The 20,011-nt window shown below is 65.7% G+C and carries 14 protein-coding genes and 1 tRNA gene (1 of these 15 only partly in view); 3 read left to right on the top strand and 12 right to left on the bottom strand.

Annotated elements, in window-relative coordinates:
• Positions 1–149: 149 nt before the first annotated feature.
• From ACW18A_RS09630 to ACW18A_RS09575, 12 genes are all read right to left on the bottom strand, one after another.
• Complete coding sequence (locus ACW18A_RS09630; protein WP_492021504.1) at positions 150–1,205, bottom strand: 2-oxoacid:ferredoxin oxidoreductase subunit beta; 1,056 nt, start codon at positions 1,203–1,205, stop codon at positions 150–152.
• Complete coding sequence (locus ACW18A_RS09625; protein WP_492021503.1) at positions 1,202–3,040, bottom strand: 2-oxoacid:acceptor oxidoreductase subunit alpha; 1,839 nt, start codon at positions 3,038–3,040, stop codon at positions 1,202–1,204. The genes ACW18A_RS09630 and ACW18A_RS09625 overlap by 4 nt, the downstream gene beginning before the upstream one ends.
• A complete protein-coding gene (locus ACW18A_RS09620) occupies positions 3,037–4,818 on the bottom strand; it encodes an FAD-dependent oxidoreductase (protein WP_492021502.1) in 1,782 nt (593 codons plus the stop codon). The genes ACW18A_RS09625 and ACW18A_RS09620 overlap by 4 nt, the downstream gene beginning before the upstream one ends.
• Positions 4,819–5,578: 760 nt before the next feature.
• Positions 5,579–5,668: transfer RNA gene (locus ACW18A_RS09615), tRNA-Ser, on the bottom strand.
• A gap of 99 nt (positions 5,669–5,767) precedes the next feature.
• Positions 5,768–6,709 carry an NUDIX hydrolase gene (locus tag ACW18A_RS09610; protein WP_492021501.1) on the bottom strand — a complete coding sequence of 314 codons (942 nt, stop codon included), beginning with the start codon at positions 6,707–6,709 and terminating at the stop codon, positions 5,768–5,770.
• A 4-nt stretch (positions 6,710–6,713) separates the two neighbouring features.
• On the bottom strand, positions 6,714–7,307 hold the full coding sequence (locus tag ACW18A_RS09605; protein ID WP_492024376.1) for a YfbR-like 5'-deoxynucleotidase: 594 nt from the start codon (positions 7,305–7,307) through the stop codon (positions 6,714–6,716).
• A gap of 129 nt (positions 7,308–7,436) precedes the next feature.
• Positions 7,437–8,318 carry a methyltransferase type 11 gene (locus ACW18A_RS09600; RefSeq protein WP_492021500.1) on the bottom strand — a complete coding sequence of 294 codons (882 nt, stop codon included), beginning with the start codon at positions 8,316–8,318 and terminating at the stop codon, positions 7,437–7,439.
• 114 nt (positions 8,319–8,432) lie between these two features.
• Positions 8,433–9,305, bottom strand: a complete 873-nt coding sequence (locus ACW18A_RS09595) for an AAA family ATPase (RefSeq protein WP_492021499.1) — start codon at positions 9,303–9,305, stop codon at positions 8,433–8,435.
• A gap of 47 nt (positions 9,306–9,352) precedes the next feature.
• Entirely contained in the window at positions 9,353–9,595 is a 243-nt protein-coding gene (locus ACW18A_RS09590) for a hypothetical protein (RefSeq protein ID WP_492021498.1), read from the bottom strand.
• Entirely contained in the window at positions 9,592–10,014 is a 423-nt protein-coding gene (locus tag ACW18A_RS09585) for a hypothetical protein (protein WP_492021497.1), read from the bottom strand. The genes ACW18A_RS09590 and ACW18A_RS09585 overlap by 4 nt, the downstream gene beginning before the upstream one ends.
• Positions 10,015–10,344: 330 nt before the next feature.
• On the bottom strand, positions 10,345–11,787 hold the full coding sequence (locus ACW18A_RS09580; protein WP_492021496.1) for an aldehyde dehydrogenase family protein: 1,443 nt from the start codon (positions 11,785–11,787) through the stop codon (positions 10,345–10,347).
• A gap of 527 nt (positions 11,788–12,314) precedes the next feature.
• A complete protein-coding gene (locus ACW18A_RS09575; RefSeq protein WP_492021495.1) occupies positions 12,315–13,457 on the bottom strand; it encodes a DUF2332 domain-containing protein in 1,143 nt (380 codons plus the stop codon).
• A gap of 462 nt (positions 13,458–13,919) precedes the next feature.
• On the opposite strand from ACW18A_RS09575, the gene ACW18A_RS09570 reads away from it, so the two are divergent.
• The 3 genes from ACW18A_RS09570 to ACW18A_RS09560 all read left to right on the top strand — a co-directional run.
• Positions 13,920–15,758, top strand: a complete 1,839-nt coding sequence (locus ACW18A_RS09570; protein ID WP_492021494.1) for a methyl-accepting chemotaxis protein — start codon at positions 13,920–13,922, stop codon at positions 15,756–15,758.
• 377 nt (positions 15,759–16,135) lie between these two features.
• Entirely contained in the window at positions 16,136–18,628 is a 2,493-nt protein-coding gene (locus tag ACW18A_RS09565) for a TonB-dependent receptor domain-containing protein (RefSeq protein ID WP_492021493.1), read from the top strand.
• 524 nt (positions 18,629–19,152) lie between these two features.
• A protein-coding gene (locus tag ACW18A_RS09560; RefSeq protein ID WP_492021492.1) for a cyanophycinase crosses the window boundary here: on the top strand, positions 19,153–20,011 show its 5' portion. 398 nt of this gene lie beyond the right edge of the window; only the first 859 of its 1,257 coding nucleotides appear in the window; its start codon is at positions 19,153–19,155; its stop codon lies beyond the right edge, outside the window.

Raw genomic sequence — 20,011 nt, 5'->3', positions numbered from 1 at the left:
GCGGCTTTGGACTCGGCCAAGTTGCCCTGACAGCGCCACGCCGAGCTGTCGAAGTAGCGGAACGGATTGGTGGAGCGAGCCCTCGGGCGACGACAGGTGTCAGCTTGCCGGCGAGCAATCGGTTCTGGCTGACAGGGCCAATCCGGCGGTTAGCGCAGCGCTGCGTTGATCCTGTCGAGGGCCGCCGCTCCGGGGATCAGTTCGGCGTCGGACAGGGCGTTAAGCGGCTTGGCGACCGTCGCCAGGGCGCCATGCAGATCTTCGGACCCGGGGTCGATATAGAGCAGGCCGGTGACGATCTCGCCGACGGCCTCCCGTTCGTGCAGATAGGCCATGGCCTTCACCCGGTCCGTCGCGTCGTAGTCGCGGGCGACCTTGCGCAGCATCAGGACCGATCCGTCGTGCTGGGCCACCTCGATGAGGGAACCGGGCGCGTAGTCGGCGGTGACAGGGACGCGGCCGAGGATCACGTCCAGCCGGTTGACGGCCTCATTGTGCTCGCGCACCCAGTCGAAACTCTTGGTCGAGCCCTTGTGGTTGTTGAACGCCACGCAGGGGCTCAGCACGTCGATGAACGCGGCCCCCTTGTGGGTCAGGGCGGCCTTGATCAGGGGCACCAGCTGATCCTTGTCGCCGGAGAAGCTTCGGCCGACGAAGGTGGCTCCCAACTGCAGGGCCATGGCGACCAGATCGATGCCGCTGTCGGAATTGACCGCGCCCTTCTTGGACTTGCTGCCCTTGTCGGCGGTGGCGGAGAACTGGCCCTTGGTCAGGCCGTAAACGCCGTTGTTCTCGACGATATAGGCCATATTGACCCCGCGCCGCATGGCGTGGGCGAACTGGCCCAGACCGATCGAGGCGCTGTCACCATCGCCGGAGACGCCCAGATAGATCAGCTCGCGATTGGCCAGATTGGCGCCGGTCAGCACTGAGGGCATCCGCCCGTGCACGGTGTTGAAGCCGTGACTGGCACTGAGGAAATAGTCCGGCGTCTTGGACGAACAGCCGATCCCGGACAGTTTGGCCAGCCGGTGCGGCTCCAGATCGATCTCGAAACAGGCCTGGACGATGGCGGCGCTGATCGAGTCGTGGCCGCAGCCGGCGCACAGGGTCGAAACCCGGCCCTCGTAGTCGCGGCGGGTGAAGCCCAGTTTGTTGGTCGGCAGGGAGGGGTGATGGAACTGTGGCTTGACGATCCAGGTCATTGCGCCATCTCCCCTGCCGCGTTGGCGTCGACCGCGCCCATCCCCCGGGCCAGCTCCGCCTGAATGAACCGCGCGGTGATCGGCGAGCCGTCGTAGTTGAGCACCTTGACCAGCCGGGCCGGATCGACCCCGCCCTCGTTGATCAGCAGGCTGCGAAGCTGGGCGTCGCGGTTCTGCTCGACCACGAAGATCAGTTCGTGATGGGCGATGAAGTCGAACACCTCGCCCGGGAAGGGGAAGGCGCGGATGCGCAGGGCGTCCACGTTGAGACCCTGCGCCTCGAGACCGGCCAACGCCTCATCCATCGCCGGCGAGGTCGAGCCGTAGTAGATCACGCCGTATGAGGTCCGTTTCGGGGCCTTGCGCAGGATCGGCGCAGGCACGAGCGCCTTGGCCGTGTCGAACTTGCGCAGCAGCCGCTCCATGTTGTCGACGTAGACGGCCCCCTCCTCGCTGTAGCGGGCATAGGGATCGCGCGAGGTGCCGCGGGTGAAATAGGCACCCTTGGATGGATGGGTCGCCGGCAGGGTGCGGAACGGGATGCCGTCGCCGTCGACATCCTTGTAGCGGCCGAAGTCGGCACCCGCCTCGAGCATTTCGGCCGTCATGACCTTGCCGTGGTCGAGGCTGCGGCTGTCGTCCCACCGGAAAGGTTCGACCAGCCATTCGTTCATGCCCATGTCCAGGTCGAGCATGACGAAGACCATGGTCTGCAGCCGGTCGGCCAGATCGAAGGCGCTGGCACCCATTTCGAAGCATTCGCCCGGACCTTCGGGCAGCAACAGGACGTGTTTGGTGTCTCCGTGGCTGGCGTAGGCGGCCGAGAGGATGTCCGACTGCTGGGTCCGCGTCGGCATGCCGGTGGAAGGACCGCCGCGCTGGACGTCAAAGATGACCGCCGGAATTTCGGCGAAATAGGACAGGCCGATGAACTCCTGCATCAGCGAGACGCCCGGTCCCGAGGTGCAGGTGAAGGCGCGCGCGCCATTCCAGCCGGCGCCGACGACCATGCCGATCGAGGCGATCTCGTCCTCGGCCTGGACGATGGCGTAGCGGGCCTCCCCGGTCTCCGGATCGTGACGCAGCTTGCCGCAGTAGTCCGTGAAGGCCTCCGCCAGCGAGGTCGACGGGGTGATCGGATACCAGGCGCAGACCGTGGCCCCGCCATAGACCGCGCCGAGCGCAGCGGCCGTGTTGCCGTCGACGAAGATCCGATCGCCGACCGCATCGTTGCGCTCCAACTGCAGGCCGAGAGGCTTGAGGTTTTGTTTCGCATGGTCAAAACCGATGTGGAGGGCCTCGATATTGGCCGGGATCATGGCCGGCTTGGAGGCGTATTCCGCGGCCAGAAGGGCTTCGACCACTTCCTGCTCGATGCCGAGCAGGAAGGTCAGGGCGCCCAGGCCGATGATGTTCTTCATCACCTTGCGCTTGGACGGCTCGACGTAGGCGGCGTTGCACAGGGCGGTCAGCGGGATGCCGACGATCGTGATGTCATCACGAAACCTGTTGGCCGGCATGGGTTTGGTGGAATCATAGAACAGGTAGCCGCCCGGATCGATTTCGGCGACGTCGCGGTCCCAGGTCTGAGGGTTCAGGGCAATCATCAGGTCGACGCCGCCACGCCGGCCCAGCCAGCCCTGGCCGCTGACGCGGATCTCGTACCAGGTCGGCAGGCCCTGGATGTTCGACGGGAAGATGTTGCGCGCCGCCACCGCCACGCCCATCCGCAGGATGGCCTTGACGAACAGGCCGTTGGCGCTGGCGGAGCCCGAGCCGTTGACGTTGGCGAACTTCACCACGAAGTCGTTCACCGCGCGGGTTGGTCCGCTCATTTCGAGCACCCGCCGGCATGGGTCATCTCGATGATGACCTTCTGCATGTCCCACGCCCCGGTCGGGCAGCGCTCGGCGCACAGGCCGCAGTGCAGGCACACATCCTCGTCCTTCACCAGCACCCGCCCCGTGGGCAAGGCGCTTGAGATGTAGAGGTCCTGGGTCAGGTTCAGGGCCGGCGCCTTGAGGCGGGGGCGTAGCTCGTCCTCCTCGCCGTTGACGGTGAAGGTGATGCAATCGGTCGGGCAGATGTCGGCGCAGGCGTCGCATTCGATGCACAGCGGCGTGGTGAACACCGTCTGGATATCGCAGTTGAGGCAGCGCTGGGCTTCGGCCAGAGCCAGGGCGGTGTCGAAGCCCAGCTCGACCTCGGCCCTCACATTGGCCAGGGCCTCAGCGGTCGGCAACTGCGGCACGATCTGGCGGTCATCGACGGAGATGTCGTTGTCGTAGCTCCACTCGTGGATGCCCATCTTCTGGGATGAGACCAGCACCCCGGGCGGCGGTCTGAGCCGGACATCGTTGCCGCGGCAGAAGTGGTCGATCGAGATCGCTGCGTCATGACCATGGGCCACGGCCCAGATGATGTTCTTTGGCCCGAACGCCGCGTCGCCTCCGAAGAAGACCTTGTCGTTGGTGGACTGAAGGGTGGTCTCATTGACGACGGGCATGCCCCATTCGTCGAAGTCGAGGCCGATATCCCGCTCGATCCATGGGAAGGCGTTTTCCTGACCGATGGCCACCAGAACGTCATCGCACTCGATGTGCTCATCAGGGGCACCCGTAGGCTTGAGCGTGCGGCGGCCCTTCTCGTCGACTATGGGCGTGACCCTCTCGAAGGTGACGCCGGTGAGCTGGCCGTCGGCATGGGTGAAGGCCTTCGGGACGAGGAAGTTGAGGATCGGTATCCCCTCGTGAACTGCGTCTACCTTCTCCCAGGGCGAGGCCTTCATTTCCTCATAGCCGGAGCGGACGACGACCTTGACGTCCTCGCCGCCGAGGCGACGGGCGGTGCGGCAACAGTCCATGGCGGTATTGCCACCACCCAGAACGATCACCCGGCGGCCGATCCGCTCGATATGTCCGAATGAGACGCTGGAGAGCCAGTCGATGCCGATGTGGATGTTGGCGGTGGCTTCCTGGCGGCCCGGAACCTCCAGATCGCGACCACGCGGCGCCCCGGTTCCGACGAAGATGGCGTCGAAGTCTTCCTTGAGCAGCCCGCCCAGACTCTCGACGCGCTGCCCCAGCCGCATCTCCAGACCGAGGGCGGTAACGTAGCCCATCTCCTCGTCAATCACGCTTTCCGGCAGGCGAAACCGGGGAATCTGGCTGCGGATCATGCCGCCCGCCTTGGCGTCGGCGTCATAGACCACGACGTGATAGCCGAGCGGGGCGAGATCCCGCGCCACCGTCATCGAGGCCGGTCCGGCACCGATGCAGGCGATCTTCTTGCCGATCCGCTTGACCGGCACCGTCGGCATGCGCGCCGAGACGTCGCCCTTGTTGTCAGCAGCGACGCGCTTGAGCCGGCAGATGGCGACCGGCTCATCCTCCACCCGACCGCGACGACACGCCGGCTCGCACGGGCGGTCGCAGGTCCGCCCCAGGATGCCGGGGAATACATTGGACTTCCAGTTGACCATGTAGGCGTCGGCATGGCGCCCCTGGGCGATCAGCCGGATGTATTCGGGAACTGGCGTGTGGGCCGGACAGGCCCACTGGCAATCGACGACCTTGTGGAAATACTCAGGTGCCTCGGTATTCGTGGACTCCAAAGCATGGAACTCCTCTTCCCCCGCTCCGGTGCCTTTGCGAGAAAAGCCGTCTCCATCTACACAGGAGCGGTCCTCCTACGCACGCAACAGATGCTCAAGCGATCACTCTAGACCGCGGGAACAGCGCTAGCCAGTATCTGCGGTGATAGGTGTTTGGGCGACACCACGAGGGTGGTGGCAGTCAGCGAGCTCCCGGATCCATTTCGCGGAATGGGGCCTAGGCGCATAGCGGCCTGCCGAAGCAGGCATGCATGTCTACCGAAACGAGGGAGGATCAGGTCGCGTCGATTGATGTCGAACTCGGCCATCGCCCTACCCAACCAGGAGCAGGCTGGGTGCCTTCGGTCGGGATCACCTATTCGCAAGGCGAGGACCCGCTGGCAGGCCGAACGGACCGGCAGGACACAACCTATGCCTTCCGCCTCACTTACAAACCAGAGTAGAAATTCGGGTTGAGGCACACGCGGTGAGGGACTGGTTGGCTAACGGCAGCACGGTTCCAGTATGGGTCTGATGGCTCAGCGCCGGATCGAAGTCAGCCGTGAAGCGATCCGGCGCTGGGCGACCAGGTTCGGACCGTTGATTGCCCGACGGCCGAAGCTGAGTCTTCGCCATCTTCACTGACCCGGCTGGCTCCGGGAGGGTGCTGGCAGGCCAACGATAGAACGGCTTCAGTCAGGGCCTGTTGGCAGGCAACAACGGGGTCAGTGCGGCACCCTGATGTAACACCTAAGTGTCTGATAAAACTAGGGAAAAGTTGTGGCGGAGAGGGTGGGATTCGAACCCACGGTACCCGTAAAGGCACGCCGCATTTCGAGTGCGGTACATTCGACCACTCTGCCACCTCTCCGCGGGGCCGTAGGACGCTCGGTCGAAAGCGAGGGGCTTCTCTAATGGGGTGAAGCCTGCGCCGCAAGCGGGCGCGGACGATTTTCCGAACGAAGACGGGTCAGCGCAGGGCGGGGAGGGCGAGACCGGGGGCCTGGCCGTCGCGTGGGCCGGCGCCGGTGAAACGGAACAGCTCGGCTGGACGGCCTCCGGTGCCGGTCGAGAGGCGGCCGGTGGGTTCGACCAGGCCGGTGCGTTCGACCCCGCGACGGAAGTTCTGCTTGTGGAGTTTCAGGCCCACGACGGCCTCGGCGGCGGCCTGCAGGGCGGAGAGGGTGAAGGTGTCGGTCGTCAGTTCAAACAGGACAGGGCGGTAACGGAGCTTGCTGCGCAGCCGCCCCAGGCCCGTGGCGAGGATGCGGCGGTGGTCCGAGGCCATGGGGCGGTCGGGCAGATCCAGCGGAGACGCGTCGTCGCGGTCGCGGGCGGCCTCGGCGACCAGGCCGGCCTCGTAGAGGAGCTCATAGCGTTCGAGCACGCGCGTCTCGTCCCAGCGGGCGGAAGCGGACGGGGCGAACAGGGCGTCGATCCTCTCAGCGCGTCGGGGATCGCCGCCGGCCCAGGTCGTCAAACGGTCGAAGATTTCACTGGTCAGTCTGGTCGTCGCCGGGCGGCGGTCCTCCCACGGAAAGACCTCCAGAGCGGGTGTCCAGCGGGCTCCTGTCGGGGCCATGTCGACCGCGTCGGCCGTCAGGGCCAGGTAGCCGACGGAGACCTCGCGCTGGCGATCCGGGCCCGGCGTCGGGCGGGGCGCGGCGCGGCCGGCGTCGCCGAAGGTGTAGAGCTGCTCGACGAAACCGAGGCCAAAGCCGGTCTGGGCCGTCACGAAGGCCCGCAGTGCGCGTTCGAAGGTGCGGTCCCCGGCCGGATCGAACGGGCCGAAGGGCAGGGCCAGTTCGCCTTCCGGCGTCTCCGTGGTCAGGATGCAGAGATGACTGGAACGCAGCGCCATAACGACGGCGGACAGGCCGATGCGCACCCCGTGCTCGCCACCCCAGGACATGGCGCTATTCCGTGTGCGAGGCGTCGGCGGCGGGCAGGATGCCCACGGCCCCGGCGAGCATGCGGTACCGCTCCAGATATCGCTGCTGGGCGATAGGGGCTGGCAGGGGATCGATGACCAGGTCGTAGCCCGGAGGGGGCGAGCCAAAGAAACCGAGCGCCTCCTTTTCGTTGAAGCCGGCCAACTGGGTGGCTTCGAAGAAGGCGCAGGCCTTGTCCGCAGTCTTTATGAGCTTCTTGATCGGCAGGGGCGTCTTGGGCGGCAGTCCGAAGCGGACGTGGATCGCGTCTTCCAGCCGGGCCTCGAAGGACTTGTAGCTGACGCCCAGGGCCGCCTTGAAGGGCGAGATCATGTCGCCGATGACGTATTCGGAGGCATCGTGGAGCAGGGCGGCGAGACGCCATCTGGGCTCCAGGCCGGGCTTGATGTGGGCGGCGATCTCCTCCACGACGCAGGAGTGCTGGGCGACGGAGAAGGCGTGTTCGCCGATGGTCTGGCCGTTCCAGCGGGAGACCCGGGCCAGGCCGTGGGCGATGTCCTCGATTTCGATGTCGAAGGGCGACGGGTCCAGAAGGTCCAGGCGGCGGCCCGACAGCATACGCTGCCAGGCGCGGGGCGCGGGCGTCCTCGAGGCGCGGGGGGAGGGGGCAGAGGCCAAGGCGGGGATCCAGACGTCGAACGGCAGGTCAGGTGACCCATCCCGGCGGCCGGATCAAGCTTCAGCGCCCTATTCGCCGACGTTGAGCGTGACCAGATCCTTGGCGGAGTCGAAGACCCTGTCGCTGTCGCGGTCCCTGGCGCGGACCGTGGCGATCACGATCGGGCCGCCGACGGGACCGCGCGCCTCGAAGCCAACCAGTCTCCAGCCCTCGTCAGCCGGGCGGCTGTCGGTCAGCATATAGGTGCGACGGGTCGCCTCGCCGGGGGCGCGGGTGCGGATTTCCGCTGCGTCGTCGTGGGCCCGGATGCTGACGCTTTCGTCGGACGACGAGATGTCTACGGTTTCGGTGCTGTCGTCGGCGCTGATGGAGAAGCCGCCGATGCGGACGTGGGCCTTGTCGCCGTCGGTGTCGACGCTCATGCCCGGCAGGCGAACGCGGGCGCGATCGCCCTCGGCGTCGACGGCCAGCCCCGGGGCGCGGACGTTGGCGCTGTCGGCGGCAGCAGCTGCGGCGTGCGCCTCGACTGCGGCGGCATCCGCCGCCACGGCCGCAACATCGGCCTGGACCCGGGCTTCATCGGCCGCGGACTGGGCGCGAGCGGCATCGGCGGAAGCGCGGAGTTCGGCGGTGGTGTGCGGCATGTCAGCCGACAGGGTGTTCTCGAAGCGTTGCAGCACGGCGTCCGCCGTCTGATCGCTGACGGTGATCAGCTGCAGCGAGACTTCAGCGCCGCGCGGGCCGCTGTAGAGGCAGGTGGCACCGCCGGCGTGGGCTGTCCCCTTGCGCGTCAGGACACCGATGGTCTCCGGGCACTGCAGGGTGTCAATGACCTTCAGCACGCCCTTGGGGCCGGTCTCGGTCGTGGTCGACGAGATGCGCACGGATTCGCCGTCGCAGGCTGCCGTCATCAGGCAAGCGGTGCAGATGGTGGCGAGAAGCAGTCGCATAAACAGGTTCCTCTTCAGGCCTTCATCTTGAACAGTAGCCGTCACTATTCCAGTGAAATCGCGGTAATCGAACTGACGATATCTGTCCGTCGGATGACCGGATTGCGTCGTTTCTCAAACGCCGGGACGCGAGCCCTCGCGACGATTGAGGAAGGCCAGCCGTTCGAACAGATGCACATCCTGTTCGTTCTTCAGCAGGGCACCGTGGAGCGGCGGGATCAGCTTGTTCGGCGAGGTCTCGCGGAGCGTCTCCGGCTGAACGTCGTCGACCATAAGCAGCTTCAGCCAGTCCAGCAGTTCGGACGTGGAGGGTTTCTTCTTCAGGCCCGGCGTGTCGCGGATTTCGTAGAAGGTCTTCAGTGCTTCGGACACCAGCCGGGGTTTGATGCCGGGGAAGTGGACCGCGATGATGGCCTTCATCGTCTCGTCGTCGGGGAAGCGGATGTAGTGGAAGAAGCAGCGGCGCAGGAAGGCGTCGGGCAGCTCTTTCTCGTTGTTCGAGGTGATGACCACGATCGGGCGCACCTCTGCGCGGATCGTCTCGTCCGTTTCATGGACATAGAATTCCATGCGATCGAGTTCCTGCAGCAGGTCGTTGGGGAACTCGATATCGGCCTTGTCGATCTCGTCGATCAGCAGGATCGGGCGGACGGGGGAGGTGAAGGCCTCCCACAGCTTGCCGGGCTTGAGATAGTTTCGGACGTCGTGGACGCGCGCCTCGCCAAGCTGGGAGTCCCGCAGGCGGCTTACGGCGTCATATTCATAGAGGCCGTTGTGGGCCTTGGTCGTCGATTTGATGTGCCAGGTGATCAGGGGGGCGTTCAGCGCCCTGGCCATCTCATAGGCCAGCACCGTCTTGCCGGTCCCGGGCTCGCCCTTGATCAGGAGAGGCCTTTCCAGGGCGACGGCGGCGTTGACCGCGATTTTCAGGTCCTGGGTGGCGATATAGTTCGAGGTGCCCTCGAACCGGTCGGTCGGCCGTGTCATCGAATGCTCCGTGAGTTCGCATCACGCCTAGCCGATGACACGGCCGGTTAACAACGATCAGTTTGATGCCGGGGTGAGGTTATCCGTTTGGCAGAGACCGGGTCGCTGGCAGGGAAGGTTTCCTCCACGCCCTCGTCGACCAGGGCCTCCTGGCGGTCCTCGGCGTGGCCGTGCTTCTCGTTCAGCTGGTCCGGCTTGCCTTCAAGACGGTCGGCGCGGCGGGCATGCGGCGTGTCGGTATCAAGATCGGGATCGCGCGGCTTGCCGGTCAAAGGCTTGGCGTCGGTCATGTCTGGTCTCCTTCGGGGCCGTAGCCCAGGTCTGCGATATCGTCGTCCGACAGGGTCCTGGCTTCCCAGTGGGCGGCGCTGGCCTGGGCCCCGCGCGCGTCCTCCATCAGACCGGAATAGACCAGCTCGACCTCACCCTCGCCGGGTTCGTCGGTGCCGAGGTCGAGGTCGTTGATGCGCGTCCCGTCGGCACCGTACCGGGCGTCGGCTTCAGGCTCGACCCCGTCGGTCCCGAGCCTGTCTTCGAGGCCTTGATCGTCCTCGTCGAAATCCTCCTCGTCCGCGTCGCCGTCGGCCGCGGTGACGTCGAGGACGGCGGGCATTTCCTCGAAAGTCTTGAACTCGCTGGTCACACCGCCTGTTTCGGAGGCGTCGTTATTGTCTTCGTCGAAAGCTTCGGACGGATCGATGTCGGCCATGCTCGCCTCCCTGTTATCTGGAGATCAACGCGGTGACTTTGCCGCGCGTTCCCTCGCCCATGTCCGGAGAGCCCGGGCGGTTCAGGGTCGACCCGATCGACCAAGATCCGGGACCAGACACCTGGCCTGTCCTCGAGGGAACACCGGCAATGATTGTTCGCCGACGCCTTTCCGGGAACAATCTTCAGCTGCCGGGAAAGGCGCCGCCCGCAGTAACGCGGATGTCGACAACGGCGTCGAAAGCCCGGGCCTGACGCGCTGGGCCCTTCGTCGATTCTCTCTGGACCGGGATCGTGGCACCCAGCCGGATCTCGTCGCTGACAGCGCTCTTCAGCTCCAGCTGTAGCTGGTCTTGGTCTGGGTGAAGAACTCGACGGCGGCGAAGCCCTGTTCGCGGGCGCCGTAGCTGGAGGATTTCGAGCCGCCGAACGGCACGTGATAGTCGACCCCGGCGGTGGCCAGATTGACCATGGTCATGCCGGCGCGGGCACGGCGCTGGAAGTCGCGGGCATGCTTCAGGCTGGTGGTCACGATGCCGGCCGACAGGCCGAACTCTGTGGAGTTGGCGACGGCCAGCGCCTCCTCGTAGTCCTTGACGCGGATCGTCGAGGCTACAGGGCCGAACACCTCTTCGGTATTGATCCGCATGGTCGGATCGGTGTCGGCGATCAGGGTCGGCTGGACATACCAGCCAGGGCTGGCGAGCTTCAGCCGCGCTCCGCCGGTGACGATCCGGCCGCCGGCCTCGCGGGCGATGTCGATGTATCTGTAGCTGGTCTCCATCTGGGCCTCGGAGACCGCCGGACCCATCTGGCTGTCGGGATCCAGGGCGTCGCCGACACGCAGGGATGCGACCTTTTCGGCCAGGGCGGCGACGAACCGGTCGTGGATCGCTTCGGTGACGATCAGGCGGCTGGAGGCGGTGCAGCGCTGACCCGTGGCGAAGAAGGAGCCGTCCAGCGCCACCATGACCGCCCGCTCGAGGTCGGCGTCGTCGAGCACGATCAGCGGGTTCTTGCCGCCCATCTCGAGCTGCACCCGGGCCTGACGCTTGATGGCGCCGAGCGCCACGCCCGAGCCGATGCTCTGTGACCCGGTGAACGACAGACCGTCGACGTCGGGGTGATCGACGATCGCCTGGCCAACGCCGCCGCGACCGATCACGAGGTTGAACACCCCCTTGGGCAGGCCGGCCTCGACAAGGATGTCGGCCAGCGCCGAGGCGGTCGCCGGGGTCGGGCCGGCGGGCTTCATGACCACGGTGTTGCCGAACGCCAGGGCGGGAGCCGCCTTCCAGGCCGGGATGGCTATGGGGAAGTTCCACGGCGTGATCAGCCCGAAGACGCCGACAGCCTGACGATAGGTCTGGATCTCCACGCCCGGACGGACGCTGTCGAGGTTCTGGCCGTGACGACGCAGGGCCTCGCCGGCGAAATATTTCAGGATGCGTCCGGCCCGAACCGTCTCGCCGATGCCTTCGGCCAGGGTCTTGCCTTCTTCGCGCGCCAGCAGACGCCCCAGTTGTTCACGCCGCTCCATGACCAGGGTTCCGGCGCGGTCGAGCACATCGGAGCGGACCTCGGGCGAGGCCCCGGACCAGGCCGGGAAGGCGGCCTTCGCAGCGGCGACGGCCGCGTCGACCTCGGCCTGACCACCGTCCGGCGTGCGGGCGACCACCTCGTTGGTGTTCGAGGGATTGAGGCTCTCCGTCGGCCGGGCGACGTCCGCGCGTTCGCCGTCGATCAGATGGCTGAGGTTCAGGGTCTCGGTCATGGCTGGGTCCTTCGGTTGTCGAGGGCGGTATAGAGGCTCACCCAAGCCCTGCGAACACCGAAACGGGCAGGGATCGAACCGGAATGTGCATCGATCCAGGCCCGCACCCGGTCAGGTGAACGGCGGCCAGGCCGAAACGCGTATCGGTCGATAGCTCATCTGGCTTGAGCCCCGCATCGCCCCTCGTCAGCGTTTCGACACGGCGCGGAAACGGCACCAGGCGGCGCGCCGCCAGATCGTGCGGGGAGCTCCAGGTCCAGCATGACGCCTGCAGAAGCGGCCATGATGATCGGCAGCGGGTTGCCGTCGTTCCCGGTTACCTGCTTTGACGCCGCGCATCAGTTCCTGGAAAAGGAGAGCCGCGAGCACTGCGGCTGGATGGTGGCTGGTTTCTGGAATACGCGCTGGCTGGCCTTTTCGTCGCCGGCGAGGTCGTCTCCGTGGCGCACGCCGGGCCTGACGCTAGCTAGCGTGTGGGGGCCAGGCGTCCAGATGGAGCCGACAGGGCACTGCCGAAACCTCACTCATCAAGCCCTGGCCATTTTCAGCGCCATACAGCCGGGATCGTCGGACGCCTGAGAGGCACTCATGAATTGGTCGGCGCGTTCACCGGCGTCGTCCATCGACGCCATGTCCTGCCAGTTCAGCCAGTCTCCGTAGGGGTGACAGGTGGCCAGCACAACGGTGCGGCCGGTCGGCCAGGAGGTAAGCCGCAACTCCACAGCTCGTCGGTCCGGGGTCCACTCGAATTGGATCCAGATGAGGGGCCGCTCCGGTGAAGCCCTGTCACCGGCGTCCGCCATTGTTGCAGAGAGATGCTGACGCTCGCCAGCGTCAAGATACTGAAGAACCATGGTGTGTACGACCGCTCGACAGTGACCAGCCGGCTGGGGCTCAGCGAGCCGTTCCGCCAACCAGGCCGCTGCATGTCCCTGATCGACGCGGGGTTGCTGCGCCACAGCGATCTTCAGTGCCTGCTCGAGGCGTTTCGACCGCGCCGGTTGATCCGCCCAGACGAATGACAGCAGTCGTTCGCGATCCGCTGCGTCCGTTGCGCGAAGCGGCTGCAGATCGACGCCTCGTGCAGCCGTGATCGTCACCGGGCGAACGGGCGGCGGCGGTCCACGCCAGTCTGGCGCGATTTTCACCATGGACAGCGCATCACCGGCGCGTACCGACCCGAGGCTGTAGTCGTAGCGGTCGAGATTCAAATTCAGACCACAGCTCGAGCCGAGTTCGAGCAGTTCGAACGGCATGGGCCGGCTCAATGGCGCGGCCATCAGTGCGGACATGATGGCGGCAGCTCGCGCAACCTCATTGGTCTGGGTGGGGTGGCGGATCCAGTCGGCGATGAATTGATCGTTTCGCGAAAGGGCGACCGCGACGGCACCGTCGAAGTCTTCGTGTTCGTGGCGGTATAGCTCGGCCAGATAAGGCGGAGATCCGCGTCGCGCGAGAGCGTGAAGCGCTCCGTTGACCCGCAACGCGACCGCGGCCGCGGCGGGGTCGCCCGGCCAGTTGCGCACCGCAGCCGCGGTAAGCGGCGCGAGGAACAGTTGCCTGTCGGCGGCGGCGAGAATGTCGGCGATGAAGGGCGAACCCAGCGCCCGGCAGCGGTCGGCCTGCCGCGCGAGTTCATCCTCGGGGGCGGCGGCGGCGAGGCCCATCATCAAATCACCAACCGCATACGCACGTACCCCGACTGAAAATACAAATCTGACCTGGAAGTATTGGGGCCTGGCCGCCTCGCGCCCTTCAGAGACGACCGGACGCTCCACGCAGCCACGACTTCAATCTATCAGGCACTTAGAGGGGCGGGCTTAAGGTCCAATGAACGAAGCTTCGAGCCAGGTCATCTCAGGAACGGCCCGCCGATCCGTCTCGCATCGCGCGCCGCCTTAACCATATGTTCAGCGGCTGCCTGCAAGAGCGGAGTGGGGTCGACAGGTACGGCTTCTCAGCCAGAGTCTTCAGGCTTTTTTCCTGCACGACTCCTGACTGGTGTACGCGTAACGCGAAATGTTCGCCGAGCAAAAAATTGATCGCGAGACTGTAATAGCATGATGTCGGCAATGAAAATTCCACGAAAGCTTACGCTTTCGTTCGTTCTCATCTGTGTTTCTGCAGCTGTCATGATGGCAGTCTTCTTCGGCACGATCATGATGATCCGCGCCTCGATAGACAGTAACAATCTGACCCGCACGATCGAAGCCCATGCAATGTCGCTGGAAACCGCGATACTCCGCCAGAACAGTCAGTTCCGCGGCTTCCTGGTGACGGGGGACGAGACCTATCTGAAGTCTTACGACGAGGGGCGCGACGAGTACGATCGGGTCGTTGTCGAACTGGGCGCATTGCTCACCGAAGCGGACAAGCAGGCGCTTCTCGAGAAATCGCGGGTCGCCACGATGGCCTGGCGCGCGGACTGGGGCGATCGCCTGATCGCTGTCGTGCGAGCCGGCGGGCGGGAAGAAGCGGCGCAGGCGGTTCGCGACGCCGGCAAATTGGTTCTGGTGAGCGACGCGGTTCTGCCGCTTCGGGAGCTTCGCGAGGGCGAGGCGACGCTGACCGCCGAGAATGTGGCGCGGCAAGAGGTCGCCATCGTTACGGCGATTATCGCCCTGATCGTCGGCGGTGTCGCCTTGATCGGGATCGCAATCGTCCTGTCGGCGATGTTAAGCCGGCTGATCGCGCGGCCCATCACGACGCTGACGTCTGCCATGGGCCAACTGGCTAACGGCGACAACGACATCATCGTGGACGCCGATCGCGCCGATGAACTCGGCGACATGGCTCGCGCCGTGCTGGTCTTCCGCGATACGGCGCTGGCCAAGGTCGAGGCGGACGCCGCCAAGGCATTGGCTGATCTCGCCAAAACTGCTGCTGAACGCGACAAGGCCGAGGCCGATACGGCGCAGCGGCATGTCGTGGAGGCCCTGGACACCGCCCTCGAGGCTCTCGCGGCCGGCGACCTGACCCATGTCATCAGCACGCCGTTCGCGCCGGAGTACGACCGACTGCGCAAGGCGTTCAACGTCGCCGTCCAGGGCCTGGAGGAAAGCCTCGCCGGCGTCGCCGGGTCGGCGGAGAGTGTTCGGGCGGGCGCGAACCAGATCTGTTCTGCGTCGGAACATCTGTCGCATCGGACGGAGCAGCAGGCGTCCACGCTTCAGCAGACGACATCTGCGACCAATCAGGTCACGGACATGGTGGGCGGGACCGCGCGAAGCGCCGCAGACGCCCGGACCGCGATCACCATGGCCAACGGCGACGCAACCGATGGGCGCGCGATCGTGGAGCAGGCGATCTCCGCTATGGACGCGATCAAGGTCGGGTCGCAGGAGATCAGCGAGATCATCACCATGATCGACGGCATCGCCCTGCAGACCAACCTCCTGGCGCTCAATGCCGGGGTCGAGGCCGCGCGCGCAGGCGAGACCGGCAGGGGCTTCGCCGTGGTCGCGGGCGAAGTGCGCGAGCTGGCCAAGCGCACGGTGGACGCCGCCAAGGAGATCAAACAATTGATCGTCAGGTCGTCCGAGGAAGTGAAGCTCGGCGTCGACCGCGTCGGCGAGACCGGGGATATGCTGGCGCGGGTCGTATCGAAGATCGGCGATGCCAATACGCTGGTGGTCGATATTGCGCATGGAGCGCAGACCCAGGCGGAAAACATGAAACAGGTCAACGGCGCTGTCGCCAGCATGGATCGTGCGACGCAGCAGAACGCAGCCATGGCCGAGGAAGCCACCGCGGCGGCGCGTATCCTGGCGACCGAGGCCGATGAGCTGGCGACCCTGGTCGCTCGCTTCCGCCTCAACTCGACACGGGGGTCCGCTCCCGCGATGGTCGCGACCCCGCGCGAGCGGAGCGCGTCGCCGGCACCCGCCAGGCCGCTGCGTGAGGCGCCGCGAACGGTCGGCGCCCTGGCCCTGAAAGCCGCCGTGGTCGAAGACGAGTGGCAGGAATTCTAGCCGAACCCTTCACCGGGCGGCTTGTTCGGTGACCGCGGCGTCAGACGTCAGAGAGCGTGGGACACGGATCGCTTTGAGCGACACTGTCCGGCTGTCGGAAAATGCCCTCATCCCGGACGGCGTGGACGGCCGGCCAGCGGACCGGATCCCGCTGCGCGCCGCTCCGGATCCGCGACAGTCACAGCCTGCGCGAGCTGTTACTGGCGAATGCAGGTTCCAGTGACTGGCGTTACAGCATAGGTTACGTATATATACGTATCCAGATATTCCAGGCGGCGAACTGAACTGTCATTGGGGGGCGAATATCAGGATCCAAGTTAATCAATAATAGTCGTTTCAATAGTACTCCAAGCGAAGAAACTGCCCTGGAGGCTCCCTTGAAATCCCTGTATCTCACCGCCGCGCTCGCGCCCCTTCTGTTGGGGATGCCGACGCAAGCCCAGACGACTCAGGCCGAGGCCCGGCCCACCGCCTGGGAGGCCAGCCGCACCCGTGCGAACAGCGACATGGTTGTGACCGGCGTGGCACGCGCGCGCGACCGACTGGACAGCGCCACCTCGACCAGCTCGATCAACGACATCGAGATTATCAAGATCGGCGAATCCTCGATTGCCGGTATCTTCCGCACGATCCCGGGCATCCGCGCCGAAGCCGGCTCGGGTGAGGTCAACGGCAGCTATACGATCCGGGGCCTGCCGATGGTCGGCAGCGGCGCGAAATATCTGCAGTTCCAGGAGAACGGCCTACCGGTCCTGGAGTTCGGCGACATCCTGGCGTTCACGCCGGACTACTTCATGCGTTACGACTTCAACGTCGCCCAGATCGAGTCGATCCGTGGCGGCTCGGCCTCGACCTTCGCCTCCAACGCGCCGGGCGGGGTGATCAACCTGATTTCCCACACGGGCGAGGTTGAGGGCGGGTCGGTCCAGGTCTCGACCGGCCTCGACTACGGCAACTCCCGCGTCGACTTCGGCTACGGCGGCCATCTGACCGATACGCTGCGCTTCCACGTCGGCGGTTTCTACCGCGAGGGCGAGGGCGTCCGGGAGGCCGGCTATGACGCCAATCAAGGCGGGCAGTTCAAGTTCAACATCACCCAGGAGTTCGAGGGCGGGTTCGTCCGGCTCGAGGGCAAGCTGCTCGACGACAAGGTCGCCGGCTATGCCCCGGCTCCGATGCTCGTATCCGGCAGTAACGACGATCCGAACTATTCGGACGTCCCGAACTTTTCGAATCTGCGCGACACCCTGACGACGGCCAACTTCAACTCCATCCCGTACCTCAACGGTGACGGGAACCTCGCACAGGCTGACCTGGGCACGGGGAACGAAGCCCTGGTCAAGTCCATCGGCCTGCAGACCCGGTTCAACCTCGCGGGCTGGACCGTCTCGGGCAACATGCGTTTCGCCGACCAGTCCGGCAGCCAGGTTCTGGGCTATCCACTGGCCATCGTGCCTGCCGCCGTCCTGCCCTTTGCCTTCGGTGGGCGACCGGGCACCCTGGCCTATGCCGGGGGGCCACGTCAGGGCCAGCCGATCACCAATCCCACGACCTTGAACGGCAATGGGTTGATCGCCTATTCGACCCTGGTCAACAGCCAGGTCGACAGCCTGAACAACTTCACCACTGATCTGCGCGCCAGCCGGGTCTGGGACATCGGCGAGGGCGAGCTGACCACGACGGTCGGCATCTACAGCGCCGACCAGGAGTTGCGGTTCGACCGTCAGTTTATTCCCTATTTCCAGGATGTGGTCGGCGGCGGGAACTCCGCCCCGGTGGACATCATCAACGCCAACGGCACCCGCCGCACCCAGGGCGGAGTGTTCAACTTCTTCGGTCCGGCGGCCGGTCCGGGGTCGAACTCCACCTTTGACCTCGATTACAGCGTCCTGGCTCCTTATGCCTCGGCAAACTACCGGATCGGCAAGCTGGCGGTGGGCGCTTCGGTACGGTTTGACACCGGCGATGTCAGCGGCGTCACCACCACCAACAGCGCGACGAGCGTCCGGACCATCGACGTCAACAACGACGGCGTCCTGTCCGAGGCCGAGCGGAGCTTCGCCTTCCCCACGGCTTCAACCGCCATCCCGGTCGACTATGGCTACGACTACACGTCGTATTCCGTCAGCGCCAACTATCGCGTCTCGGAAAGCGTCTCGACCTTCGCCCGTTACAGCAGCGGCGGCCGTGCGGCGGCGGAGAAGATCGTTCGTACGGCGGCCATCAACCCCCTTACCGGCGGCCTTGCCCGGACCGAAGCCGCCTATGATCCGGTCGACCAGGCCGAGATCGGCTTCAAATACCGGACAGACGGTCTGTTCGCCAATATCACAGGCTTCTGGGCTGAGGTGAGCGAGACCAACCAGCAGGTGCGGCCGGACGCCAACGGCCAGACTGCACTGGTCCTGCTGACCCAGGGCTATCAGGCCCAGGGTGCAGAGTTCGAGGGTGGCATCCGCCGCGGTCCCTTCAGTCTCGCGGCCGGCGCGACATTCACCAGCGCCGAGATCACCGCCGCTGCAGACCCGGCCCTGATCGGCAATTCGCCGCGCCGCCAGGCCGACGTGATCTTCCAGCTGATGCCGCAGTACGAGAACGACCTGTTCACCGTGGGCGCCAGCATCGTCGGCACTACGGAGAGCTACGCCCAGGACCAGAACCAGCTGACGATGCCGGGCTACACCACGGTGAACGCCTTCCTGCAGGTCCGCCCGATCGACCGGGTCGTGGTGTCGCTGAACGCCACCAACCTGTTCGACGAACTGGCCCTGACGGATGTGGCTGCCTTCACCTTGCCGACCAGCGGTGTCAGCCTCGTCCAGGCGCTGCCGGGCCGCACCGTCAGCGCAGCCGTCCGCTTCTACTTCTGATGGACGGCCGTCTTCACGGCTCCATGATCTGACGGCCAGGTCTGGTCGTCCAGGCCAGGCGTATCAGATGGCCGGACCGCAAGGTCCGGCCATTTTGATGCCGACGATCGGTGCGCCTGATACGGCCAGAGCTTCGCGGTGGCGCTGTCGGCCGGAGATCGTGCCCTCCGAAACGCCTGGATTGTGCGACAACTCACCCGCCTTCGCGCCCGCCTCGTTCTCCCGTAGAACCCTGATGATCTGTTTCGGGCAGGCGAATACGGCAGCCCTCAATCCCAGGTCTCGCTCGCTTCCTTCCGTCCGTCCTTTCAAGGTCCGGACTCTGCCGCGGCGTGGAGGAAATGCCGAGGGGCAGGTCATGGCTTCCGGGCGGCGACGATCCGATCCGACCGAGCGTGCTGAACCCTCTGCTCGACCTGGTCGGGGCCTGCGGAGCGTGCTGAGTTCTGTCAATCCCGTCCGGTTCTGGCCGGGACGTTCGTTGTTGTCGCAACGCTGACCGGATATCGCTAATGACACGTCCTATGCGCCTCCTGAATGTCCTTCTCGGAGGTCTTGTCGGCCTGGTTGCCGCAGCCCCCGCCCTCGCCGAGCCAGGGCGGCTCGTGATCGTCGGCGGCGCGCTCGATGCGCGGAATGCCGAGATCTGGGGGGCCTTTGTGAACGGGCTGCCCCACCCGGCGACCGACCGTGTCGCCGTCATCGCAGCAGCATCGGGCGAGCCCGTCGCCTCCTTTGAGTCGGCCCGCGCGGCGCTGGCGCTGCACGGCGTTTCCCCTGACCGGGTCGTCCTCGTTCGTGCCGCCCTCGTCGATGATCCAGCCACGACCGATGACGAGAGTCTCTGGGCCGATGGCGGCGACGATCCGGCGGCGGTCGCGATGACCGAGGGGGCGGGCGGAATCTGGTTCACGGGGGGCGATCAGGTCCGGACAGCGCGGGTGCTGTTTGATGCCGCGGGATCGCCGACCCCCCTCCTGATCATGCTTCGTCGCCGCCTTGAGGAGGGCGCGGTCATCGGTGGCTCCAGCGCCGGCGCCGCAATCCAGAGCGCCACCATGATCCTGCGCGGCGATGGCCTGATCGCTCTGACCCGGCCAATGACATCCCCCGGCCCCGACGCTGACATGGAGGACGGCCGATTGATTCTGGGCACGGGTGCGGGCTTCTTTACCGACGGGATCGTCGATCAGCACTTTGACCGGCAGGCGCGGCTGGGCCGATTGTCCAGAGCGGTCACCGAAAGTCCGATGGATCGGTTCGGCTATGGCATCGACGAGAACACGGCGCTGGTCGTCGAGACGGCCACCCATATTGCGACCGTCAAGGGTGTCGGGACCGTGACGGTGATCGACGACGCCGAGGCGTTGCGTGCTGCAGGCC

The organism is Brevundimonas sp. AVps5, assembly GCF_058681515.1.
Note: the sequence above shows the minus strand (reverse complement) of the source record. Positions and strands in the feature narration are given on the sequence as shown.